This window comes from Yersinia aleksiciae (genome assembly GCF_001047675.1).
Lineage (GTDB): Bacteria > Pseudomonadota > Gammaproteobacteria > Enterobacterales > Enterobacteriaceae > Yersinia > Yersinia aleksiciae.
Genome location: NZ_CP011975.1, coordinates 884,027 through 908,358, shown reverse-complemented (window position 1 = coordinate 908,358; position 24,332 = coordinate 884,027). Strand labels below are relative to the sequence as shown.

Sequence of the window (24,332 nt, the reverse complement as noted above, 5' to 3'; positions counted from 1 at the left end):
TCTGAGTACTGGGTTTGCTGTGAACCGAGTACCGACCCAAATCAGATTAAAAGAAGAGGATTATCCCGTGAACAGCCATTCAACCGATAAACGCAAAAAGATTACCCGCATTGGTATTGGTGGCCCGGTAGGTTCAGGTAAAACCGCCATCATCGAAGTGATCACCCCCATTCTGATTAAGCGGGGCGTTAAGCCACTGATTATTACCAATGATATTGTCACCACCGAAGATGCCAAACAGGTGAAACGTACCCTGAAAGGCATTCTGGATGAGGAGAAAATCCTCNGGGGTGGAAACCGGCGCTTGCCCACATACTGCGGTGCGTGAAGACCCGAGTATGAACATTGCTGCCGTGGAAGAGATGGAAGAGCGCTTCCCCGATAGTGACCTGATTATGATTGAAAGTGGTGGTGATAACCTGACGCTCACCTTCAGTCCGGCACTGGCTGACTTCTATATCTATGTCATTGATGTGGCCGAAGGGGANAAAATCCCGCGCAAAAATGGCCCTGGCTTAGTGCAGGCGGACATTCTGGTCATCAATAAAATTGACCTTGCCCCTTATGTNGGGTGCCAGTCTGGATGTGATGGAGAGTGATACCAAAGTGGTTCGCGGTGAGCGCCCTTATATTCTNGANCCNAACTGTAAAACCGGACAGGGTATTGAAGAGCTGGTGGACATGATTATGCGCGACTTCCTGTTTACCCACGTCCAGCCTGAAGGAGCAAACGCATGACATCCCAGAGCCAGAATATCGTGGAAACTCCTTCACGGGTTCGCGCTCACGCATTAGGTGTTAACGCGCCGGAATTAGCGAGATATCAGGACGAACCGGCGCAAATGCATAGCGGGGCCGTAGGGAAAAGTGGCTATCTCAAACTGAGATTTGCCAAACNGTGGGCAGCGCAGTATTTTGGCAGAAATGGAAANGACGGGTGCCATCCTTGGTGCAAAAGGCGTTGTACTGGGATGAGGAGATGCCCGAGCTACCTTGCGTCACCATGATCTCGACGTCAGGGTGCATTCTACAAGGGGATCGGCTGGCAACCGATGTCCATGTGGAAGCCGGAGCCTGCGCTCACGTCACCACCCAGTCGGCGACCAAAGTTCACATGATGAATGCGAACTACGCATCGCAAATACAGAATTTCACCGTGGAAGAGGGCGGCTATCTGGAATTTATGCCAGACCCGCTTATTCCGCACCGCAATTCGCGCTTTATTACCGATACCACCATTAATATTCATCCGACGGCGACCGCGATTTATTCAGAAGTGTTGATGTCAGGGCGTAAATATCACCATGCGGAAGAGCGCTTTGGTTTTGATGTCTACTCATCCAAAGTGGTCGCCCATAATTTGGCAGGGAAAGAGCTATTTGTTGAGAAATATATTTTAGAGCCAAAGGTCGAGAGCCTTGATGCCATTGGGGTTATGCAAACATTTGATGCATTCGGCAACGTCATTTTATTAACGCCGAAAGAGCATCATGACCGTATTTTGGCGCGGGTTCCTGCGCGTTTTGATATCAAAGGTGGCATTGCCAGTGGGGCAACGCGCTTACCCAATGATTGTGGCTTGGTATTTAAAGCGCTGGGCATCGACAGCGCTGGGGTTAAAGCCGAAATTCGGCAATTCTGGAAAATAGCCCGCGAGGAAATTCTCGGTATTACATTGCCGGAAAAATTCTTGTGGCGCTAGGTGTCACCCAAAGGTACTGCTGTTGCCGCAAATAGGCTGCAACTTTAAGTCAGAAGGATAAACATAATGAATGCAAAAACCGGCAATTTATCTGGCTGGGCGCAACTGAGTAGTTCGAATGTTTTCATTGAATTTATCGATACCACACTGCGCGGTTGTGCTCAGGTTATGTTCCAAAATAACCCACTCACCGGGCTATTCTTTTTTATCGCAATATTTGTCGGCGCTTATGGTGAGGGGAATCCGGCGGTCGCTTATGGCTGTGTATTGGGTACGGTGATTGCCACCTTAACGGGGCTAACCATGCGCGATCGTAAATCATGGCGGGCCGGATTATATGGCTATAACGGCTGTTTGGTTGGTGCGGCATTACCGACATTCTTGGTCGTCACACCGGTCCTTTGGGCCTGTATTATCTTGGGCAGTATCGTGTCGGTTATTGTCACTGTCTGTATCGCCGATATTTTAAAAACCTGGAAAGTTGCGGCATTGACAGCGCCTTTTGTCTTAACCACCTGGATGATACTGCTGGCGAGTTATGCGTTTGCCGGTCTGTATAGTAGCGGATTACCCACGCCAGCCTTACCGCATCCGATCGATTTGGATGGTGGTAATTTCTTTGCGCAAAACAATGTTTTTGTCAGCATGTTTAACGGCATTTCACAGGTGTTTTTATTCAGTAGCTTAATTGGCGGTATTTTATTTGTTATCGGCTTAGCCGTTGAATCGCTATGGGCGGCTGTTTTTGGCGTCTGTGGCGCGTTATTGGCGATCCTTACTGCTGTTTTCCTTGATGCAGATCACCACAGTATTAATGCCGGACTCTATGCTTTCAGTGCTGTATTAACCGCTATCGCACTGGGCTCTACATTTAATAAACCCAGTTGGCGCGTTCTGGCTTACACCATTGTCGGGGTTATTTTCACGGTCATCGTCCAAGGGGCGCTAAATACCTTACTGTTGCCTATTGGCATTCCGACGCTAACCATGCCGTTTGTTTTAGCTTCGTGGTTATTCTTGGTACCGAATAAAGATGTGATGCCTGCGCATCGACAATAACGATTTTATTCTGGAGTACAAACATGACGACAGGAATAGAGAGAAGCAGCGCCTTTGGCAATCGAGAAACTAAGCTTCGTGCTATCTACTTGCTAATTGGTTTACTGATTGTTAACGGGCTGGCGTGGGTTTGGGCTTTTACGGAATTTAATGACAATGCGGTATTGATGGGGATGGCGTTTCTGGCTTATAGCTTTGGTCTTCGTCACGCCGTTGATGCGGATCATATTGCTGCCATTGATAACGTCACTCGCAAATTGATGCAGCAAGGTAAAACACCGATTGCCGTCGGAACATTCTTCTCTCTCGGCCATTCAACCATCGTGATATTAGCGTCACTGGCCATTGCGGCGACAGCCATGGCTTTTAAGAATAATATGACGTGGTTTCATGAAACCGGCGGTTTGATCGGCACGCTGGTTTCATCTGTATTCTTGTTATTGTTTGCTTTCCTTAATTTAACCATCCTGATCTCAGTGTACAAAAAATTCAAGCAGGTCAAAGCGGGTCATGTGTACAAAGATGAAGAGCTTGATCTGCTGGTGACGAATAATGGTGGCCTACTCGCCAGAATTTTTAAGCGAGTATTTAATATGGTCAATAAGAGCTGGCACATGTACCCAGTGGGTTTTTTATTTGGTCTGGGTTTTGATACTGCTACTGAAATCGGGGTGTTAGGTATTTCCGCTGCCAGCGCAACCCATGGTATGAACCTGTGGTCGATTATGGTTTTCCCGATCTTATTTGCCGCCGGGATGGCATTGATCGATTCACTTGATAATTTTGTGATGATTGGCGCTTACGGTTGGGCTTTCTCCAAACCGGTACGAAAACTGTATTACAACATCACCATTACGGCCGCTTCCGTTATTATTGCTTTCTTTATCGGTGGTATTGAGGCATTGGGCTTAATCTCAGAAAAACTGAATCTAACCGGCGGTATTTGGACGCCAATTAATAATATCAGCGAAAATTTGGGCGAGATAGGCTACTGGATTATTGGTATGTTTATACTGTGCTGGTTAATTTCAGCTGTTAATTATTATGTCCGTGGCTACGATAAGTTAAGTATTACTCGATAGGCTTATATCACCTCAAAATATAAGCCCCCCATTAAAGTCGTTATGATTAATGGGGGGCTTACTTACTGCGCTACACTCTGTAATTACATATTGTGTTTCTTAGCGAAATTTAAAATATCCTGTTTAATTTCAGAGAGTTTGCTTTCAGGTGATTTTTTGCATACTTCAACCACTTTCGGTGTCACGATGGTATCTGTTTCGTGCAAATCAACATAATCGCCATGCTTATATTGAGTATCATCGTTCAATACCCAATAAACGACAGGAGTAAATGACTTAGGATTCAGATCCAGGAATTCTTTGCAAGTCATATCACTCGGAGTCGTTCCTGTTGCGCTAGTGGTTGTTGCTGCAAAGCTTGTCGCGGCAGCGGAAAAGAGTAAACCAGTCAATGCAATATTACGAAGTGATTTGTAGGACATGCTTATTTCCTTATTTATCTGTTAAATACGGTTAGATACTTGTAACATTAAATTAAGGGTGATGAGTATCACTCGAGGATGAGAACGCCGACGGTATTATATGCCGGAGAACAGATATATTATTATTTATAAGTGGTATTAATGCCAATAATTTAATTTATTATTTTACTGGTTGTAAAGTATGGATAACTTTACAGAGCGTAAATCTAGCTTTCAATAAAAATAACTGTTAAATATTAACGCCTGTTGATTATCTTGGGTTTTAAATTTAATCACGTTGCGTGAATATTAGAAGGCGATAAGTGCGTATCACTCTCACTGTACTCAATGAATTTACCTTTTGATTTTAGTCAAAAATAGTCTAATTCTGCCATGAAATATCTTATTTTTTATCTATACTTAATCTACCTATAACAATTTTAGTCACTCTATTGATGAAAATATTACAGGAAATTAAGACTAAGGTATCAATACCACTTTTGTTGGCTATTTTGGTGGCCATTAATGGGTGTCTGGTGTTAAGCCCTGTGCTTTTACGGGCGATCTCTCATTCAACAGATGCGATAAACAATTTCAGTACTTGGAAGGAGGCGTTAAGTTTTCTTGATTTATTTGAAATTCCGCAATTTATGATTGGTCTGCTATTGATACTGATGGCATTTGCAGTTTCGATGAAAATCCGTACAGCATGGTTCCTTACGGTACTATTGCTGTTTACCCTCGTTGCTATCAATATCTTTATTCTGAAAGATCAGAATAAGCTGACGACTTATTCTCTTATCGTCATTGTCGCTCTGCTATTTTATTGGCGTGAGTTTGATCATTACAGTCTCGGTAGTGCGACATTCTTCGCGATCGCCAGTATTTGTTCATTAATCGTCTATAGCATGTTGGGCACACTTTACATGGGCGATGAATTTGCACCGGTAGTGACTGACTTACCGACTGCGTTCTATTTCGCGATTGTTTGTATGTCGACGGTGGGTTTCGGGGATATTATCCCTCATACCACTGTGGCGAGAATGTTTACTCTTACGGTGATTATTGCTGGTATTACTGTTTTTGCGACTTCGATTGCTTCTATTGCCGGCCCGATAATCAGTAATAATATTAAACGCATAGTTAAAGGTAGGATTTCTCACGTGGAACGTAAAAATCATTTTATTATTGTCGGTTCCAGTTCTTTGGCGTTGAATGTCTATAACGGTCTGCGTGATCGGGGTGATGATGTCACTGTCGTCTGCGCAGCTGGCAGCCAACACAATTTCCCTCCTCATGCCGATGTTATTGAGGGAGATCCCTCTTCGGTGGAAACACTGAAACTGGCCGGTGCCGCTAAGGCAAAATATATTATTGCATTGTGCAACAATGATGCTGATAACACCTTCACCATTCTGGCGGCCAAGGAAATTGTCGGTGAAAGCACGAAGACATTAGCATTAGTCAATGAAACGCAGAATATGGAGAAAGTTAAACGGGTTAATCCTGATATGGTGTTCTCACTTCCTTTATTAGGCAGTGAACTGCTGGTCAGAACTTTGAACGGCGATACCATCAATAACTCCCTTATTACGGAAATGTTCTTTGGTAAATGCAAAAAATTAGATTAATTGTGGCGAGTTTTTATCCGTAATAGCACATAAAACACCCTCGGCAGTGAGGGTGTTTGTTTTTCTACTTTGAACGATCTTATTCAGCTACTGCTTGTGGATCTTTGGGTTTCTCTTTCGGGCCGATCATTAAACCCAATTCAACCGCGATAAAACCAACGATTAGGCTAGCGACCAAGTAGCAGATTGAGACTAACACTCCTGTTGGATTTTTCATCATCTCAACTGCGCCAAATACAAAGCTGGAGAATGTCGACAGCCCGCCCATGATCCCAGTCCCCACCATGAGATGCACATATTGATTAATTTTATCTTTCTTAAAGAAAGAGGTGGTCAGCCCCAATAAAAATGCGGCAATGATATTGGCAACAAAAATATCCATGGGGAATCCATCGGCCAGGCGGGGTACTGACAGCATAATGAACTCACGGCACATGGCACCAAAAGCACCACCGACAAAGACGAGAATAATAAGATTCGGCATAGTCGTTCTCTCCGATTAATAAGCCAACCAGGCACCAAATGCCGCTGCGATTAGACCGACTAAGACAGAAATAATCAGATACCCGGCGGCGATAGCTCTGCCTCGAGCCGTTGCTAATTTTGCTGCATCCAATTGCATGCTACTGAAGGTGGTATAGCCACCCAAAATACCGGTTAAAACGGCGGCGTTCATTAAATCGCCATAGCGATCACGCCAGTCAACGTTAAAAAGAACACTCAGATAACCAATAATAAATGCACCGGATATATTGATCAGAAAAGTCGCGAGAGGAAGATTGCCTTTATAGGCTTTTCCGACCCCCAGTCCTATCCACCAGCGTAAAAGTGAACCTATACCTCCACCCAGTCCTACCCACATGACGTCTATTGCAGTCATAACAAAGCCCTCAATGGCAATTCGTTAGAGTCTGAATAATTGTAGTACAAATAAGCTGAGGCTATCAGTCCGAAGTCATACCTACTTTCAACAATTTACCATTACTTTCATCAGTTAACAGATAGAGATAACCATCAGACCCAATGCGGACATCACGAATCCGTTCGCCGCGATCACTCAGCAGGCGCTCCTCCGCAATCACTTTATCGCCATCTAATTGCAAGCGAATCAACTCCTTCTGCGCCAGAGCGCCAATAAACAGCGAATGCTGCCATGCTGGAAAACGAGTCGCGTTATAGAAAGCCATGCCACTGATGCCCGGCGATTTCTCCCAGTAATAAATGGGCTGCTCGGTACCATCGACATGGGTGCCTTTCGCTTCAGGAATGGCTAAACCAGAATAATTAACGCCATGAGTCGCCAGCGGCCAACCATAGTTTTTCCCCGCCGCAGGAATATTGATTTCATCGCCGCCTTTAGGACCATGCTCGTTAGCCCACATCACTCCACTCCATGGGTTTAACGCTAATCCTTGCGGATTACGATGGCCAAAGGACCAGATCTCGGGTCTGGCGGGAGGCTTATTGGCAAAAGGATTATCTGTCAGCACTTTACCATCGAGTGTGAGGCGAACAATTTTACCTTGATGCAAGCTCAAATCCTGAGCCGTAGGGCGCTGATTATTCTCGCCTAGCGTGATAAAAAGGTGGCCTTGATCATCAAAGGCCAACTTACCGCCAAAGTGGTTACCCGTTGATAACTTCGGTTGTTGGCGGAAGAAGACGGTGAAATTTTCAATGGCCGTTCCCTGTGGATTAAGGCGTCCATAGCCCACGGCAGTGCCCGCCTTACCCTCTTTTCCGGCTTCAGCGAAACTGAGATATACGCGGCGATCTTGCGTAAATTTCGGGGATAATGCCACCCCCAACAAGCCACCTTGCCCCTTGGCATCGACTTCTGGCACACCTTTTAATGGCGCTGACACTGTTTTCCCTGGTTGCCATAGACGTAACTGGCCAGAGCGTTCTGTAATCAAAATCCCCCCATCATCAGGCAAAAAGGCCAGTGACCATGGGTGATCCAAACCACTTTGCAATTCTGTCACTGTTACAGTGGGCGCGGCGATGGCCGACATTGAGGTAAATAGGCCGAGTAATACTAATCTTAGTAACTGCACTCTTAATAACGGCAATCTTGCTAACTGTAATCTCAGGCGATTGGCTGGTGTCATCTTTCCGAATAACGTCATCAGTCACTCCGTAAATGTGTAAACACCTGTTAACTTAAGAGTATTAAAAGAGAATCGGCCATGACTGACACTAACGTGTTGATATCTGAGGTCACTGAGTTATGCCGTGAACACTTAAATCGCAGAAATACACTTCGCACCACGAATCAAGACACCGCACTGAATCACCGTCTAAGTGGGAAAAGTTTGAATGAGACGATTCTCGAACCGATAAGAATCCCTAATTTATTCCACCATCAGCTTCAATCTGTTTTTTATCGCAACATCTTGTTGTGCTGTCATCCGCGAATAAAACTAACCACATGAAATACAAATGAATTAAACTTAATTCGCCGAGCAAAAAAATAACCATTTTGCGATAACCATCACATTGTAATCACTTAGAAATGTGAAGGGCATCAATATCAAAAGTCAATTAGAGACGATTATGGTGGTAAGTGAATTACTGGCTTGGCTATCAACGCCGTATACTGCCGACAACCAGAAACAATGGGCTGGGCAAGGGGCACGATAAAGTACAGATAAAAGGAATTCACCATTGCACTGGCATATAAATAACTTGTTTCTTTTGAACATCAAAAGGTGTTGGGTATGGAAAAGAAGAAAATTTATCTATTTTGCTCTGCCGGTATGTCCACCTCGCTGCTGGTTTCCAAAATGAAAGTACAAGCAGAGAAGTATGAGGTGCCAGTCATTATCAATGCTTACCCGGAAGCGCTGGCGGCAGAGCATGGCGCTCAAGCGGATGTGATCCTACTGGGGCCGCAAATAGCCTACATGTTGCCCGAAGTGGCCAAAATGTTCCCCAATAAGCCAGTTGAAGTGATCGACGCACTGCTTTACGGCAAAGTCGATGGCTTAGGGGTATTAAAAGCAGCTGTAGCCGCAATAAAAAAAGCAAAACAATAAGGGGAGCACTGTGAGCGCATTTATTAATTCTCTGGAAAAGGCTATTTTGCCTTTTGCGATTAAGATTGGCAGACAGCAACATATCAATGCCATCAAGAACGGATTTATCCGGCTGATGCCATTAACCCTGACAGGGGCAATGTTTGTTCTTATCAATAACGTGTTCTTAAGTTTTGGTGAAGGGTCATTCTTCTTCTCAATGGGTGTGCGGTTAGATGCTGATACTATTGCCACGCTCAATGGTTTGAAAGCTATCGGCGGCAACGTCTATAACGGTACGCTCGGTATCATGTCGTTAATGACGCCATTCTTTATCAGTATGGCCTTGGCTGAAGAGAAGCGAGTCGATCCGCTCGCCTCAGCGCTACTGGCTATTGCAGCTTTTATGACGGTAACCCCGTACAGCGTGGGTGATGCCTATGCGGTGGGGGCCAATTGGTTGGGCGGCGCGAATATTATCTCCGGTATTATTATCGGGTTAGTGGTCGCCGAGGTCTTTACCTTTATCACTCGGCGCAACTGGATCATCCGCCTGCCGGACAGTGTCCCGACGTCAGTTTCCCGCTCCTTCTCGGCCTTGATTCCGGGCTTTGTCATTCTTTCCATTATGGGCGTACTGGCCTATACCCTTGGGCTATACGGCACTAACTTCCACCAGATCATTATGGATAGCATTTCAGCACCGCTGTCGAAAATGGGCAGTGTGGTGGGTTGGGTGTATGTCATGTGTTCCTCACTGTTGTGGTTCTTCGGGATACACGGCGCGATGGCACTATCTGCACTGGAAAGTGGCATCATGATGCCGTTCGCCTTAGAAAACGTGGCCACTTATACCCAATATGGTTCAGTCGCAGCGGCATTGGCTGCGGGCAAAGAGTTCCATATGTGGGCCAAGCCATTTGTTGATTCCTATATCTTCCTGGGCGGAACCGGGGCAACTCTTGGGCTGGTTATTGCTATCTTTATCGGCTCTCGTCGCGAAGATTATCGTCAGGTGGCAAAACTGGGTGCGCCAGCGAGTATCTTCCAAATTAACGAACCTATTCTGTTTGGCTTACCGGTCATTATGAACCCGCTGTTCTTCATTCCATTTATTCTGGTTCAGCCGGTCTTGGCAATCATCACTTCAATTGCGTATTACACTGGCTTTATTCCGCCAATCACCAATATTGCGCCGTGGACCATGCCAGTCGGTTTGGGGGCATTCTTTAATACCAACGGTAGCATTGCTGCGATGTTATTAAGCTTGTTCAACTTAGGTGTCGCCACATTGATGTATCTGCCGTTCGTGATTATTGCCAATAAGGCGCAGAACGAAATTGATCGTCAGATTGAAAGTGAAGAAGACATTGCGGATAGCTTGAAGTTTTAATCAATGCCCTGTTTTAACGTACTGGTCTGGAGGCTGGAATGAAATATCAATATCCCGATGATTTTTGGTGGGGCAGTGCCACCTCTGCAACCCAATCTGAAGGGGCGTCATTGCAGGATGGTAAGAGCAAGAATATCTTCGATTATTGGTATGAAGTTGCACCAGAACGTTTTCATGGTCAAATTGGCCCAGAAAACACCTCCACTTTTTACGATAATTATCAGCAGGATATCTTGCTGTTAAAACAACTAGGGCATAACACGTTCAGGACGTCGATTTCATGGTCGAGACTGATCCCAAGTGGTGACGGTGAGCTTAACCCCAACGCCGTCACCTTTTATAACGCCGTCATCGACAGCTTATTGGCGAATGGCATTACGCCATTTATCAATCTCTATCATTTTGATATGCCACTGTGCATGCAGGAGAAAGAGGGCTGGGAAAGCCGCGCCGTTGTTGATGCCTATGCCCGCTATGCCAAAATCTGTTTTACCTTGTTTGGTGACCGGGTCAAACACTGGTTTACCTTCAATGAGCCGATTGTACCGGTCGAAGCTGGTTATCTGGGCGACCAGCATTACCCTTGTGTGGTCGACTTCAACCGTGCGGTGACAGTGGCTTATCACAGTGTATTGGCACATGCCAAAGCGGTAGAAAACTACCGAGAACTCAAGCAGGGCGGTGAGATTGGGATCATTTTGAACCTCACACCGACCTACCCTCGTTCCGACACGCCATCAGACCAAGTTGCCGCCAACCATGCAGATCTGTTGCTTAACCGCAGCTTCCTCGATCCGGTCACGAAAGGAGTTTACCCTGACGAGCTGATCCGGTTATTACGCGATCACGATCTATTACCATCGATCGAATCGGGTGATTGCGAGCTAATTGCGAGTGGGGTCATCGATTTGTTGGGGGTTAACTATTACCAGCCAAGAAGGGTTCAGGCGAAAGAGATCCCAACCCCTAAAGGGCAGGTGAAAACGCCAGAAGACTTATTTAGTTTCTATTCGATGCCGGGGCGGAAAATTAACCCGCATCGTGGCTGGGAAATCTACGAAAAAGGGTTGTATGACATCCTGACAAATCTGAGAGTAAATTATGGCAATATTCCGTGCTATATCTCCGAGAATGGCATGGGGGTTGAGGGCGAAGAACAGTTTATTAATTCATCCGGTCAGGTTGACGATGAATATCGGATTGAGTTTATTCGTGACCATTTGAAATGGCTGCATCAAGCATTACAAGAAGGCAGCAACTGTAAAGGCTATCATTTATGGACCTTTATTGATTGCTGGTCTTGGCTCAATGCTTACAAAAATCGTTATGGATTTGTTCGCTTGAATCTCGCCGACCAAACGCGGGTCATAAAGAAAAGTGGCTATTGGTTTGCGGATGTCGCAAGGCAGAATGGCTTTAATTAACGGAGCAACAGTATGTTTGATTTAGATAAAATCGTTGATGATGTGCAACCCACTGATGAAATGGAAGATGTGGTCATGGGGTTGATTATCAACGCAGGACAAGCCCGAAGCCTGGCTTATAAGGCGTTGAAACGAGCCAAAAGTGGTGATTTTGCCCAAGCAGATGAGTTAATGGCGCAATCACGCCTAGCTCTAAATGAGGCGCATCTGGTTCAAACTAAGCTCATTGAGTCCGATCAAGGTGAAGGGAAAACCCGAGTAACATTAGTCTTAGTGCATGCTCAGGATCATTTAATGAACGCGATGTTGGCCAGAGAGTTAATTGCTGAGCTGATTGAATTGCATCAAAAGTTACGATGAACTTGGTATAACTTGTTGGTTATTTCAGTCGATAGAGTGAAGGTAAATAAGATGGAAGTCAGATTTGTACGCCAAAAAGACTTTTTTAACGGAAAAGAGTTCCATCTGTTTATATATAACAAAACGGAAAGTGCGACAGGCCTACACCAGCATGATTATTATGAATATACTCTGATATTAACGGGAATGTGTTATCAGGAAATTAATGGTAAACGGGTCTTTTTAGAACGTGGAGATGTCGTTTTTATTCCCATTGGTTCTCATCATAAAAGCGCTTATGAATTTGGTGCGACGCGAATTTTGAACGTTGGGATCAGCAAAACCTTTTTCGAAGAGCACTATTTTCATCTGTTATCGCGGCCTATTGTGGCCTCGCAAGCCTATCGCCTAAAAGGTGATTTCCTTTCTTATATTGAATCAGCCATTTCTGCGCCGCACTTTAGGGAAGACGAACTTACTGAATTGGTCGAGCTGCTGACGTTTTATGTCACCAACCGCATCAGCCACTATAAAGAGAGTGAGGTCAACGACGATATTCCGCTGTGGCTGAAAACCAGTATCGACAAAATGCATGATAAATCGATGTTCGGTGAGAAAGCCTTAGTGAACATGATTGAGCTTTCCGGCAAAACTCAAGAGTACCTAACCCGTGCGACCCGACGTTATTACCAAAAAACGCCGATGCAGATTATCAATGAAATCAGAATCAATTTTGCCAAAACTCAGCTTGAAGTAACGAACTACTTAGTCTCAGACATTGCCTTTGAAGCAGGTTACAGCGACACCACATTATTTATCAAAAATTTCAAGAAACTGACCTCTTTTACGCCAGGAAACTACCGCAAGAAATTCAACTGCGTCAGAGAGGGGTTATCCGATTAGTTACCGGTCAGATATTATCTGCCGAAATAGCTTACAAGGCACCCTTGATGGAAAAGTTACTTATTGTTAATGCTGATGATTTTGGTCTAAGTAAAGGACAAAATTATGGAATCATTGAAGCATTTCGGCATGGCGTTGTCTCATCGACCAGTGCAGTGATGAACTGCGAGGATATCCACCATGCAGCAGAGCTGAGTCAGCAGAATCCAGCGTTACCAGTCGGAATGCATTTTGTATTGACCTATGGGCGACCGTTAACCGCGATGCCATCTTTGGTTGATGCCAATGGGCTACTGAGTAAAGGCTTGTGGCAACGTGCTGAGTCAGGTGTGCTAAATTTGGCTGAGATTACCCAGGAGCTGGCTGCTCAGTTTGATAAATTTGTCGCTATTTTTNGGTCGCTCACCAACACATATCGACAGCCATCACCATGTACATATGTTGCCGCAGATCTATCCGCTGGTTGAAGCTTTCGCTCGCGAAAAATCACTCGCGTTACGTATTGACCGCCATGAAGCCCAGCAGAAGGGGATCCCACTCAATGAGCCACGTACCACCCAGTGGTTTGATGCTGGTTTTTATAGTGAAACACTATCGGAACAGACATTTTTACAGCTGTTGGATCACGCCGAGCAAAAAGGGGTGAGTTCGCTAGAAGTGATGTGCCATCCGGCTTTTGTCGATAAAATACTAATGACTAGCGGCTATTGTTATCCACGGCTAACAGAGCTGGAAATACTGACTTCGCCGACATTAAAGCAGGCGATTGAACAGCGCGGTTATCGATTGGGCTCCTATTTGGACTGTTGAACGATAAGCTTNCATGACCGGATATTGGTCTAAAGATAAAAACGTGCTCTGATTAATGGCCAACAAATCAAACANGGGGAAACCGGGGAATGAGTGAATTAATCAGGAAGAATTATTCAGAACTTGGTCAAGTCAAAGGGCCTTATGTCCATGCGGTAAGACATAATGAGACTCTTTATATTTCGGGGCTGACCGCTTTCGGAACGACATCTCAGGGCAAGTGTATATCAGAACAGGCGGANGAGANTTTTAGGCAGTTTCATTGCATTGCCTCAGCAGNAAAAACAGCACTCAGCGCCTTAATTAAGGTGACAATTTTCGTGACTTCACTTGAAGATATCGATCAATTACGAGTGGTACTCTTCCGTCATTTTGGGGAGAATCTTCCGGCAAGTTCGTTGGTGCAGGTCACACAACTANTTTCTACTGAAATAAATATNNAAATTGAGGCAATGTTAGCACTAAACCTTGAATGAATGATTTGCGATCTGTTTAATTTNCCTACTCTATTTTCATACCTAGGCCACTGGTCGAATAAGCCGGTGGCGCTTCTATTGGAGGCAACCGGCCATCTAAATGATCGCGGATAAACTTTAAATATGGGGGGCTACAATATCGCTGTTGTTATATCAGCTATTAATTGAGCACTATCAATCTAATGCTAGCTCAGTAGAGGAAATAACCTGAGCAAAGTCAGCATCAAGAAGCGCAANGGTCACATTATGGATTTCTTCTGCACCAAGATGATATTTATCCAGTTCAAAACTGATTACAGCATCTTTTATAACAGTCATCTTTAGCCCACTGTCGGCACCCATTCTGACCGTTGAGTTAACGCAAAACCCAGCTACTGCACCTATTACAGAAATCTCATCGATATCAGCATCTTGAAGGTAAGAAAGTAGTTTAGTTGAGCTGAAAGCAGAAGACGTATTTTTGATAAATACAGGTTCATCAGACAACTCTTTAAAAGATTTAACTGGCAAACTCATGGGGGAGTTTTTATGTAAAGTGGAACCATTTTCAGACGTTTGATGGCGGACATGTATGACTGGTTTTCCTGCTTTTCTAAATTTCTCAACTATACACTTCATATTTTCAATACTGTTTTCTGGATAGTATTTGACGCCAAGTTGAATTCTGTCTACAACAAAATTCTGCATATCTATGATAAGTAATGCTTTTGACATTTTGTTCCCCTTAATAAATAGTTTACGGCTATTTTGTCTGCCAACAGTCGGGCTGTCTATGGTAATAAACTGGGCTAGTTTGNNCGTATTGACCCAGANGGCACCCTTTTTATCCTCCCTGCGACAGGCATCAGGATTTGTCGGCCACTTAATAAGTTCATCGATGGCTAGATGCGATTAAATCACGGTATAGCTATGAGGAAATGTATGCAGGGGGGATGAGTCAAACACCGACGCGCGCCGTGATTATCTCTCTGTTCAGCTGGCGGCGCGCTGATNCGGATGATTATTCAGCGCAGCCCATGGGGCGCTGCGGGTGGTGATTATATTATCTGGGCCAAAGAGGTTCCCGGTTTACCCGCGCATGGACTTATCGTCACTNGAGGGGACAGGTACAGTCGGCGTCATGGTAGCCAATAGCAATCTTGAAAATCCGGTACCGGATAATGTGGTCGTCNCTGCTGTGCGTGATCACATCTTGTCGCTGGCTCACTCGCGTATTAATGAAGCGATGAGTATCGCCACGGGTGAATATAAGCATGTTCTGGTGAGTTTGACCGATGATATCGATTCGGCTGCAACAGAATTGCTTGTAGTGGGAGAGTTAACGTGGACTTAACCGACGGCTAGCTATTAAAGAACTTCCTGCCGCGTNGCCCCGGATGGGAGGGCGATGATCTCCTACTGCTAGGGCTTGCANCGTCCTACTCCCGTATCCATCAGCGCGGGGATAGCCTGATGCTATAGATTGACCTGCGCACCACCACCGAACTATTACGGGCGCTCTAGCCACAATCATTGAGTTGGGTGGGTACAGGGTACCCCTGCTCAGTGATCTGTTTTACGGCTTCAATTTTGAATTCTTCAGTGAACGTTTTGACTGACATAAACACTCCTTCATTAGGCCTCCATTATGAGGCAAAAAAGTGTCTACGAAACCCNGGTCTATTCATTGCCNANATTGACGCTAGGAACCGCATCAATTAGGCCAGTATTTTGAGCATAAACCATGACCTCATTGATTCGTTGGCACAGGCGACGGACGGTTTCCAGCGCTCCTCTGGCCTGAAMCGGNNGNNCNNCCTGAATCAGTGTATGAGCTTTAATATCTGTAATACTGATATTGCCAATCGCTGGTAAAACATCTCTCTCCAGCGAGCGCCAGATATCCTCTGCGTAGTCCTCGGTCACACTGGCTTTCTTCACATTCCACCAACGTTCAGCTACGAGTTGGAAAGTGTTGGTTTTGGCTTCAAGTGAACTGCGGAGTTGTTCTTGCTGATGCTCCTGAGGATCGATTTGTTTTGCGAGGAGAACGCGAGCTTCTGCCCGGTAGCTTCGCGCACCCGCAAGGGTTACTGATGGGTAAGNCCCAATACTCTTTTTCGCACGTTTTTTGGTGACAGGGCGAATGTAGCGAAACTGCCAGATTTTGCTGCCACTGGATTTGATGAGTAGCTCAANGCCATCACCATCATAGAGAACGTAGTCTGCTTCCTTGGGCTTAGCAGATTCGANNTCTTTAACGGATAGAGGTTTGGTTTGTCTTGCCATAGCCGGGTTTCCATAGTTTTAGGCACCTCAAAAACAATAAAGCTTTATGAGGTGCCTAACAAGGTGCCTAAAAGGTTCGGATTTAATTAGTTAGCTTCAGACTTCCCAGGACAAATTGAAGGCACAAAAAAACCCGCAAGGCTTGCACCATGCGGGTTCTTAGGACTTCGTTGGATGGGCTGGGGTCCCTGTAATTAAACTTGTAATAAATTGATTTTTATAACTATTTTGTTTTTATATTTAATTGAGGGTTCAATGAAGGGACCAAAGAAACAACATGAGCAAAGTTGTGTCGTTTTTCAGTGTTAAAATCATCTATAGCGCTGATGCGAGGAGTTGAACTCACGACAAGCATCACAATCTATTAGGGTCAGAGATAGCATGTTTAACGTTCAGTGGTAAATCTTACACCTACCCAAACATTTTTTTAGCCTGAAGCAAGATGAATAACAGATGTTAGTTCAGAATTTAAACTCAAAGAAATTAACCGCATGATAAATAAMAAAATATTAAATAACTTCAAATAGAGTAAAAAAATAGCACTTTTTGCAAAAATGCTTCAAAGCCCACAGCAACTGGCTTTCGCTATTCCCATCTCTAATCTATCTAAAAATCCCCCATATCTTGATCAATTCGTGCTTTTTGAGAGTTGATCGTCATAAGCGATCTGAAGANACTACCTCCATCAAAACAACAATGGAGAAATGTATGACAGAAAGAAAAAGATTTATCCGTTTACCTGAAGTACTGAAAAGAACGGGTCTTTGCAAAGCTTGGATCTATAAACTTATTAGTCAAGATCGTTTCCCTGAACCTATAAAGCTTGGTGAGCGTGCAATAGCATTTGTCGAGAGTGAAATAGATGAATGGATTGATCAGATGATTGATTTATCCCGAAATAAATCGGCCTGATATTTAAATATCGTAAAATAAAAATATCGTTATAAAAATACAGATGAAAACTGTATGGAATTCTTTTAACTAAAATAAGGTGATAAATATGAAGATTAAAACTTTTGAAAATACAGAAACAGAGTTTTTTTATGTGTTATCAATGAAGATTTATGTAGAGGCGGTCAGTGATACAGAAGAAAGTTATAGTGTATTCTGTGATCGAGCAATGAATATTCCATTTATGGATTCATTCTTTTCAGAAATAATAAGTCTCATAGAGAAAAACTTTAATCACTATGTCAAACGTTATGGCGCAGATGAAAAACTAGCAGATGTTGATTTCAAAGTAGTGAAAAGAGCATTGTTTGAATCTCACACAGAGGCATTAGAAATAAACGAGCACTGATTTTCAATAGGAATATTCATTCTATATTAACGCATATCGTAAGTTAATAAAAATACCAGCAATGCTTATTTAGCCCCGAAAGGGGTTGATAGAACTACGCCATCAATTTGAACTAAATATAATGAGGTGTTAAATGAAAAATAGATTAACTGTCAAAGATTTTAAAAATAAAGATTCATTTTTCTTCTATGCAGTATCCTTAATAGCATGTCAGGAAAGTATTGATGAAATCAGCAGCTATTATAATGGTAATAGAACTGATTCATTAAGCAACGATGTTTTATTGAAGCTTCTGATAAACAATATCGTTATGTATATATTCAATAACTTTGAAAATATGGTTGAGACCTATGGATATAATGAAAACCTTGATGAGGTAGATTTAGACCAAGTCATAGAGAAGCTCGGTGTTATCCTGAAAGAAAAAATAAGTGAAGGGTTAGTCTAACCATTATGATTGATATCTGGCCTCTAACGAGGCCGGGATAGATAATCTACGGTTTATCTTAGTGTTGTATTATATGTTACTTTAGCTTTTTTTCTTCCTTGACTCTAATCTCTTCAATAAACTTGGCTCTATCACCATTAAAAAGAACCGCAGGATTAATGTAATAGATATATTTTGATTTACTTTGTGCGATGATCTTTTTATCAATAAGTTCTTTGATGCCCCTATAGTAAACAGGGTTAGATAAATTAAAGTCACATTGAGCTGCAATGTCTTTTGCTTTTTCAAAGTTCATATAGACTTCATCTTTACCAATGACGTCAGACATCACGAACATAAAAATATAAAAAAGCTTGTTGCCGGTAAGGGTTAGATCAAATAAAACCCGGACTCGTGATATGAATATTTTTACGAACTTGGCTTTATCCACTTCTTGTATCGAGTGGATGACTTTTTCATATTTATCACCTTCGGGTGTTTGAAACTTCTCTCCACGTGCCACGGTTCTTTTTCGGCCTCTGGTTTCTATTTCAATATCATCTTCGAAAATAAATGGGTTTTGGTTAAATGTTTTTCCAGCCATAAATACTCCTTTTTATTATTATGTTTTAATCTATATAATATTTTTAACAGAAATGTCAAATATAGTTTGAAGTTTTATCTTCATTTTTTATAGGAGTAATGAAGTAAATACCATCAATAATGAAGTAATCACCATCAATCACGAATAAAAATCTACAATCGTGAAGAAAGATCTACAATAACGAAGAAAGTAGACTTCTAACTTATTGTTACTAAATGAGTTATTCCCCCTTAAGAAGTATAAGAAATATAAGAGATAAGAGGATTTGGCGTTCGCCCTAGATTTTTATAACAGATGACGGGCTTTTCTTTTTATTTATCGAGTGCCGAGTAAAATAGCACCCGATAACGTTCTGTTAATTTGTTTTTCCGTGTTATTGCACTAGCGGCTACGCCGCGATTTTTTATGGATAAATCCATCATTATCGGAGGCAAGCTCCTCACAGCAGAGTGATTGTTAATGACAATCACAAAGCGCTGCTATCAATTGATATTTTTCCGATATATGGGATTAAGAGTAATCTTTTATTGATAATAATACTATTTCTTCACTGTTGTTTCATTTACCTTCATATTTAGCATTGAAATAGATGCAAACTACTTCACCGAGTGAAGAAAAAATTTTGATATCATCGTTGGGGCGTAGCCGTGCGACAGCACCATAAGCTTTAGCTCATAAGATAAAGATGTTTTCAAAAAAGATCTCAATAATTTTTTGCTAAAACGAAGAGAGCAATGATATCAGGAAATTTTTTTCTAAAACTGGGTGTTAAATTTTAAGATAAAAATACAAATAAATATAAATCACTCAATGCATTTGGTTTGCAGTGCTTTGGTAATATTTTATTTTGATGAAACATATTAAATGCTTAGATAAAACTCAGGTTTGAGGAGGAAATAATTGAAACATCTCTTGTCTTAATAAGGCCAGTCTAATGCTGGCCTTTCTTGTTATTAAGTCATTATATAAATCATGATCTTTAAGTTGTTAAAACTTTCCCTGATATTGTATGAATAACTACATATTATCAGATGACTTTTTCATCTGTTTTACTCAAATAGCCATTAAATCGCTCTCTGAGTTTCAGCTCACTCTACTCATCCACTTTCAATATAGCAAGAAAATGATCGGTTAAAACGATCTATAAATCAATATTGATAGTTTTTAACGATTGATAAACTCTAATCGATCGGGTTTTTAATTGATAATAACGATCGATAATTTATATATGATAGGTAAAAACTATCATAAGTTTGATTTTGATCGTTACAAACGATATGACGAAAAACAAAAATAATTTAATCCTATCAATTGGTTGAAAAGTTGGTTTGTTCCTTCGTATCAATCGATGCCTCGTATAGAGCCATCTTATTGGTGCCGGAACGGCCTTTATCCTCTCAAACTGACTTCTTTCGAGGGTGTGTATGAGTAAAAGCATTGCGCTATCGCTGGCACTGACGGTTATAGCTTTATCAGGGTGCCAGCAACTTAATGAAGGCGTGAATAAGGTCAATGGGGCGATTAATACCTCGTTATCCTCATTGAACGGAACAGTAGATAACGCATTAGGTCTTTCCACAGCAAAACAAGATACCGGCCCGGCATCCTCAGTTGCTGGCCTTGGTCCTGTCTGTAAGGACTATGAAGAAAATGGCATGGCAGCAGAAAAGAACTGGACGGGTAAACGGATCTCAATTGCTAATGCCACTGTTCTTGAAGTTACTAAAGGCAGGAGTGCCAGCGATATGCTCAATGGTATGCCAAAAGCCGCTCATGCCAACTATTACCTGCTCTTCAAAACATCAGATACCAGCTATTGCGGCGGTATGGTGTGGATCAATTACTACTCTGGCCTTGATGATGCTGTTCTTACTTACAGGAAAGGCCAGAAGGTCAGCATTACCGGGACTATCAACAATTTCGAAGTTCGTGGTTTCACTACGGTAAACAATGCTGATATGCCGGTTCGTCTGGTTGTATTGAGCAACGGCACTATCAGTCATTAATTAAGGGTTAAATCTATGCGTAATTTTTTATTAGTTGTTGGTCTTGCGGCTCTGTTATCCGGTTGCGGTGATAATGGTATCTATGGCAGTTATGAAAGTCCTCAATATGGCGTGAGGCTTGATATTCAGAAAGACGTGATCAAGTTCAAAGACGGAGTATTCACCGTGAAAAGCTGGGATGAAAGTCAGCAGCCTGTCTATGTTGCCAAAACACAAAATAAAGATCTCGGTGCTTGGACTTTTAAAATCGAGAAAGTTAAAGACGGCATCATATATCAGGGCGTGAAGTTTAAGAGGAATTGATAATAAGAAATGAGGAGCGACTATTCGTTCCTCATCTTCATAGCATCATTTTAATATGAAAAATGGTTTTTTAAGATAATACAAAATTTAGTTTTAAATAACTACTGCAGTTTAGTATTTCAATCTATCTATTTGTTGGATTTTTTCACTAATATTTCTTGGGCTTTTCTTATTTTTTCAAGTTCTTCAACAATGGGGTTTCTCTCACCTTCGCTTCGTGAAAAAGGTCTTAGATCTATATGGTTTCTTTCAACCACCTCTTTGTCCATATAGCTATAAGTTGCAGTTATCATAAATTGCTGCGGTAATTTATTATGTGATTCACCAAAAATTATCCAGCCTTGACCAAGAGCAAAGAATAACTCTTGATTAGGTGCGAAACTATCAAATGTTGATGTAAATACACTTGAGTTTTTTAAGTTTTCACTAGGTTCATCGAACTGATGAAAATCCCTGTCTAATTCCATCTTTACATTTAAGGCTGGGGTTTTACCACTATTAAAAATTTTTAAATATAGAAATTGAGTATGAGGTCTTACAACTGGTTGAATGATTAAATAAGGGCGAAATATTGCCTCTGTTTGTTCATTCATTATCTGAACTGAGCGTTCGTTCATTTTAGACATTTTGTATGTTAAATATGCATAAATCCCTGTAATTCCTACAAGGATTGCTGTAAGTATTTCCATTGTCATTGTATACTCCTATCTGTAAATTACTATGAACAATATATACACCAAGGTAAAGTGACATTTTTGAACCCATTAACTTTATTTTTTATTCAATAATTGACCATACCCACGTTCCATTTCTTCTATAAAGCACTCTCTAATTGAAGGAAATCCGCACACTAAACACTCTTTTTCTCTAATTTTAAATAATTTATAGAGATAGCTTTCTTTGATATGTGATACATGTACGGCAGGGAATGGTCTGCTTTGTATAATCTTTTTGTTTAGCTCTATGTCATCAATAAGGTTATATTGATCCCCTGTTATATCAATTACAATGTTATTAATCTCTAGCCAATAGTGGCTTATTTGGCTATTTTTCCCAGTCGTAGCACTTACTCCTCTTAACTCAAGTTCAGGCCATAATGTCAGAAAATGATAGGAAAGAAGCATTGAGGATAATTTGCAACTCATAACTGGAAAAGAATCGATAACAAGACAGGTGTTATCTTTATCACATTTTTCGATCAACTCCCGAAACCTAATTGCTTCTTTTTTTATTTCGTTAATGGTTAACAAAATATGATCCTTAGTTGTAAGGTATAATTCATTATTAATGATACATTATTGCCAATGAATTAAAAAGAATATTGTATTGTCTACGATCGTTATATATTCCTATAACCCGGAGGTCGTAGTCTTGAAACATTGCTCTTTCCGGTTTGCTTTGATTGCATGGATGGTGTGAGTTTCATGCGGTTATCAATATCTTGTTTTTCCTGCTTGTAGCGACTTGGAAAACGATTGATTTCCTCCTTCGTCGGTAGATAGTCATCACTGTTAAACCTTGCTCGTTTCTCAAACTCAGCACGGGGAACATAGATACCCAGCACCTCATCAAAGACATAGTTTTCAGCAATGCGCTTATCGTGCTCAACATCAGGAGCAACAGGCTTCTTCTTGGCCCAGATAAATTTCTCTTTGAAGAAATCCACCACCAAGAGAGTAAAACGCTTGAAGATACCATCCTGACGAGGTTCATTTTTTTTCTTCTTGGACTTAACAGGAACGCGTTTACCAGCTCTGGTTTTTGCTGAGGATGGGTTTCTCAATTTAGTGCGGGCATGAGGTACTGGGGCAACCAGAACTGGCTGTTGGTCTTCTGATGATGACTGCGAACCCGTTTCAGGCAATACGATTTCAACAGGCTCAGGCAACTCGGACACGGTGAAGCTTCTGAGGTCAACAATGATCTGTTGGTCCAGATCTTTAAAGGTTCGGTAGGTAACCTGAGCTTCCTGTTTCATCTCATCACGAACAGCCTGTTCAGCAGCACGGTTTTCCTGAACACTCTTGCTGTTCCACTTAGCACGGTGAATACGCTGCATCGGGGGACGACTGGTTAACGTTGCTTTGGCAAGCCATAACGCCTTGTCTTCAACATTCAATGTAATAGCGGCATTTTCCAAGGCTTCATTGTGTTGAGCATCAATAGAACGTTGATCAATACGTTCTTCAGTACCAGCGGCTTCAAGATAACCATTGGTGAGGGTAGACCACGCTTCACGCCATAGGATCACGTTTTTCTTCTCATTCCAGCTTCTATCCTTTTTGCCAAAGCCTTTAGCCGTAATTGGCTTTAACGTCAACATCACATGTGCATGGGGATTATTACTGTCCAGATCGTGGAAAGCGATATCGGCAATCATTCCCTTATCGACAAAATTATTTTGGCAGTATTTCAACACCAGTTTTATTTTATCTTCATTGTTTAGCTCACAGGGAATAGCAACATCAAAATAACGGGCTGTTTGACCGTCCTTCTGACGCTCAACCCTTTCAACTTCATTCCATAAGGCTGTTGAGCTTTCAATAATATGAGAAGGAACAGAGTCAGGGGCTAATATCTGATGATGAAATAAATCAGAACGATGGCTGAAATCATAGGTATTGCCAGTGCGATCATCTGTTATTCTGCAACGCGCATGGTAAGCAGCCTTCCTGCAGGAAGACATACCTTCTGAGCGTTTCACAATTTTAAACTCCAGATGAAAAATAGCCATAAAATACACACCTCAAATATAACCATGCTGCTGTTAGTTTTTCGTAAGAAAAACTTTTGTGTTGACCTTGGTTTTTCTTTTAGCCTGCGGCAGGCAACCGTCGGTAGACCCCACACGCTCACGAAGTGAGTGTATAAGTGGGCATTGTTTTGATAACAATGTAAAAGCTCTCCTTATTAATTAATACAACTAATATGAAAGGCTGTAAATAAATAGAAAACAAAACGCCGAATTAAGCGGCGCAATATAGATTAAAGGGCGAAGTATTCCGCGATATTACATAGATGGGGTTTAGATAGCGTCCGAAGGACAAGGGAGGTGTTAATTTATCCCGCCGTAATGCGGGAAAACTCTAAAACAAAAAATAGGCGAGTTTATAGGTGATTTTCCTTGTTGCACAGTTCACAGGTTAACTATGGAAATTCGGATTAAAATTCAACATGTGAAATGAAA

General features: G+C 42.2%; 23 protein-coding genes and 4 pseudogenes. 17 read left to right on the top strand and 10 right to left on the bottom strand.

All coding sequences use genetic code 11. The features are described from left to right. Window positions 1-67 precede the first annotated feature (67 nt). From ureG to ACZ76_RS04265, 4 genes and pseudogenes are all read left to right on the top strand, one after another. Window positions 68-738: pseudogene (gene ureG, locus ACZ76_RS04280) on the top strand (urease accessory protein UreG). Continuing rightward, window positions 735-1,702, top strand: a pseudogene (locus tag ACZ76_RS04275) (urease accessory protein UreD). The pseudogenes ureG and ACZ76_RS04275 overlap by 4 nt, the downstream one beginning before the upstream one ends. Window positions 1,703-1,768: 66 nt before the next feature. Beyond that, window positions 1,769-2,761, top strand: a complete 993-nt coding sequence (yut, locus tag ACZ76_RS04270; RefSeq protein WP_048617130.1) for an urea transporter — start codon at window positions 1,769-1,771, stop codon at window positions 2,759-2,761. 23 nt (window positions 2,762-2,784) lie between these two features. Further along, window positions 2,785-3,843, top strand: a complete 1,059-nt coding sequence (locus ACZ76_RS04265) for a HoxN/HupN/NixA family nickel/cobalt transporter (RefSeq protein ID WP_048617127.1) — start codon at window positions 2,785-2,787, stop codon at window positions 3,841-3,843. An 83-nt stretch (window positions 3,844-3,926) separates the two neighbouring features. Here ACZ76_RS04265 and hdeB read toward each other — a convergent pair whose 3' ends face one another. Then, window positions 3,927-4,265 (bottom strand): acid-activated periplasmic chaperone HdeB, encoded by a 339-nt coding sequence (gene hdeB, locus ACZ76_RS04260; protein WP_048617124.1) that lies wholly within the window; start codon window positions 4,263-4,265, stop codon window positions 3,927-3,929. A gap of 434 nt (window positions 4,266-4,699) precedes the next feature. On the opposite strand from hdeB, the gene kch reads away from it, so the two are divergent. Then, window positions 4,700-5,875: a voltage-gated potassium channel protein gene (gene kch / locus ACZ76_RS04255; RefSeq protein WP_048617121.1), complete on the top strand. Its 1,176-nt coding sequence runs from the start codon at window positions 4,700-4,702 to the stop codon at window positions 5,873-5,875. Between the two features lie 79 nt (window positions 5,876-5,954). Here the strand turns inward: kch and crcB are convergent, their stop codons facing one another. From crcB to ACZ76_RS04240, 3 genes are all read right to left on the bottom strand, one after another. Then, the gene (gene crcB / locus ACZ76_RS04250) at window positions 5,955-6,359 is read right to left on the bottom strand and encodes a fluoride efflux transporter CrcB (protein ID WP_048617119.1); all 405 of its coding nucleotides are present in this window, start codon (window positions 6,357-6,359) and stop codon (window positions 5,955-5,957) included. 15 nt (window positions 6,360-6,374) lie between these two features. Continuing rightward, window positions 6,375-6,755 carry a fluoride efflux transporter FluC gene (locus ACZ76_RS04245; protein WP_048617117.1) on the bottom strand — a complete coding sequence of 127 codons (381 nt, stop codon included), beginning with the start codon at window positions 6,753-6,755 and terminating at the stop codon, window positions 6,375-6,377. A gap of 64 nt (window positions 6,756-6,819) precedes the next feature. Further along, entirely contained in the window at window positions 6,820-8,004 is a 1,185-nt protein-coding gene (locus ACZ76_RS04240; RefSeq protein WP_048617115.1) for a PQQ-dependent sugar dehydrogenase, read from the bottom strand. A gap of 591 nt (window positions 8,005-8,595) precedes the next feature. On the opposite strand from ACZ76_RS04240, the gene ACZ76_RS04235 reads away from it, so the two are divergent. From ACZ76_RS04235 to ACZ76_RS04205, 7 genes and pseudogenes are all read left to right on the top strand, one after another. After that, complete coding sequence (locus tag ACZ76_RS04235; RefSeq protein WP_005276021.1) at window positions 8,596-8,913, top strand: PTS sugar transporter subunit IIB; 318 nt, start codon at window positions 8,596-8,598, stop codon at window positions 8,911-8,913. Window positions 8,914-8,923: 10 nt separating this feature from the next. Further along, entirely contained in the window at window positions 8,924-10,285 is a 1,362-nt protein-coding gene (gene chbC, locus ACZ76_RS04230; RefSeq protein WP_048617113.1) for a PTS N,N'-diacetylchitobiose transporter subunit IIC, read from the top strand. Between the two features lie 38 nt (window positions 10,286-10,323). Continuing rightward, a complete protein-coding gene (locus tag ACZ76_RS04225; RefSeq protein WP_048617111.1) occupies window positions 10,324-11,709 on the top strand; it encodes a glycoside hydrolase family 1 protein in 1,386 nt (461 codons plus the stop codon). A 12-nt stretch (window positions 11,710-11,721) separates the two neighbouring features. Then, a complete protein-coding gene (gene chbA / locus ACZ76_RS04220; RefSeq protein ID WP_048617109.1) occupies window positions 11,722-12,069 on the top strand; it encodes a PTS N,N'-diacetylchitobiose transporter subunit IIA in 348 nt (115 codons plus the stop codon). 51 nt (window positions 12,070-12,120) lie between these two features. Continuing rightward, complete coding sequence (gene chbR, locus ACZ76_RS04215) at window positions 12,121-12,951, top strand: transcriptional regulator ChbR (protein ID WP_048617107.1); 831 nt, start codon at window positions 12,121-12,123, stop codon at window positions 12,949-12,951. A 47-nt stretch (window positions 12,952-12,998) separates the two neighbouring features. Further along, window positions 12,999-13,761, top strand: a pseudogene (chbG, locus tag ACZ76_RS04210) (chitin disaccharide deacetylase). 89 nt (window positions 13,762-13,850) lie between these two features. Then, a complete protein-coding gene (locus ACZ76_RS04205; RefSeq protein WP_048617105.1) occupies window positions 13,851-14,237 on the top strand; it encodes a RidA family protein in 387 nt (128 codons plus the stop codon). 174 nt (window positions 14,238-14,411) lie between these two features. On the opposite strand, the gene ACZ76_RS04200 is transcribed toward ACZ76_RS04205, so the two are convergent. Then, a complete protein-coding gene (locus tag ACZ76_RS04200; RefSeq protein ID WP_459543210.1) occupies window positions 14,412-14,924 on the bottom strand; it encodes a cysteine hydrolase family protein in 513 nt (170 codons plus the stop codon). Between the two features lie 981 nt (window positions 14,925-15,905). Beyond that, window positions 15,906-16,505, bottom strand: a pseudogene (locus ACZ76_RS04190) (phage integrase central domain-containing protein); the annotation flags it as partial. Window positions 16,506-17,213: 708 nt separating this feature from the next. Here ACZ76_RS04190 and ACZ76_RS04185 point away from each other — a divergent pair. The 3 genes from ACZ76_RS04185 (at window position 17,214) to ACZ76_RS04175 (ending at window position 18,253) form a co-directional block, all read left to right on the top strand. Beyond that, window positions 17,214-17,417 carry a helix-turn-helix transcriptional regulator gene (locus ACZ76_RS04185; RefSeq protein WP_005172867.1) on the top strand — a complete coding sequence of 68 codons (204 nt, stop codon included), beginning with the start codon at window positions 17,214-17,216 and terminating at the stop codon, window positions 17,415-17,417. Between the two features lie 88 nt (window positions 17,418-17,505). Continuing rightward, window positions 17,506-17,805 (top strand): hypothetical protein, encoded by a 300-nt coding sequence (locus tag ACZ76_RS04180; protein ID WP_048617097.1) that lies wholly within the window; start codon window positions 17,506-17,508, stop codon window positions 17,803-17,805. Window positions 17,806-17,938: 133 nt separating this feature from the next. Then, entirely contained in the window at window positions 17,939-18,253 is a 315-nt protein-coding gene (locus tag ACZ76_RS04175; protein ID WP_048617095.1) for a hypothetical protein, read from the top strand. Window positions 18,254-18,329: 76 nt separating this feature from the next. Here the strand turns inward: ACZ76_RS04175 and ACZ76_RS04170 are convergent, their stop codons facing one another. Continuing rightward, window positions 18,330-18,836 (bottom strand): replication/maintenance protein RepL, encoded by a 507-nt coding sequence (locus ACZ76_RS04170; RefSeq protein WP_042570044.1) that lies wholly within the window; start codon window positions 18,834-18,836, stop codon window positions 18,330-18,332. A 1,424-nt stretch (window positions 18,837-20,260) separates the two neighbouring features. Between ACZ76_RS04170 and ACZ76_RS04165 the strand changes: the two genes are divergently transcribed. Both ACZ76_RS04165 and ACZ76_RS04160 read left to right on the top strand, forming a co-directional pair. After that, window positions 20,261-20,842, top strand: a complete 582-nt coding sequence (locus ACZ76_RS04165; RefSeq protein ID WP_048617088.1) for a hypothetical protein — start codon at window positions 20,261-20,263, stop codon at window positions 20,840-20,842. A 15-nt stretch (window positions 20,843-20,857) separates the two neighbouring features. Beyond that, entirely contained in the window at window positions 20,858-21,145 is a 288-nt protein-coding gene (locus ACZ76_RS04160; RefSeq protein ID WP_048617086.1) for a hypothetical protein, read from the top strand. 128 nt (window positions 21,146-21,273) lie between these two features. Here ACZ76_RS04160 and ACZ76_RS04155 read toward each other — a convergent pair whose 3' ends face one another. The 3 genes from ACZ76_RS04155 to mobQ all read right to left on the bottom strand — a co-directional run bounded on the left by ACZ76_RS04155 (window position 21,274) and on the right by mobQ (window position 23,879). Then, a complete protein-coding gene (locus tag ACZ76_RS04155; protein ID WP_048617084.1) occupies window positions 21,274-21,840 on the bottom strand; it encodes a hypothetical protein in 567 nt (188 codons plus the stop codon). Window positions 21,841-21,915: 75 nt separating this feature from the next. After that, window positions 21,916-22,395, bottom strand: coding sequence for a hypothetical protein (locus ACZ76_RS04150; RefSeq protein ID WP_048617082.1), 480 nt, complete (start codon window positions 22,393-22,395; stop codon window positions 21,916-21,918). Between the two features lie 89 nt (window positions 22,396-22,484). Then, a complete protein-coding gene (gene mobQ / locus ACZ76_RS04145; RefSeq protein ID WP_048617080.1) occupies window positions 22,485-23,879 on the bottom strand; it encodes a MobQ family relaxase in 1,395 nt (464 codons plus the stop codon). Window positions 23,880-24,332: the final 453 nt, after the last annotated feature.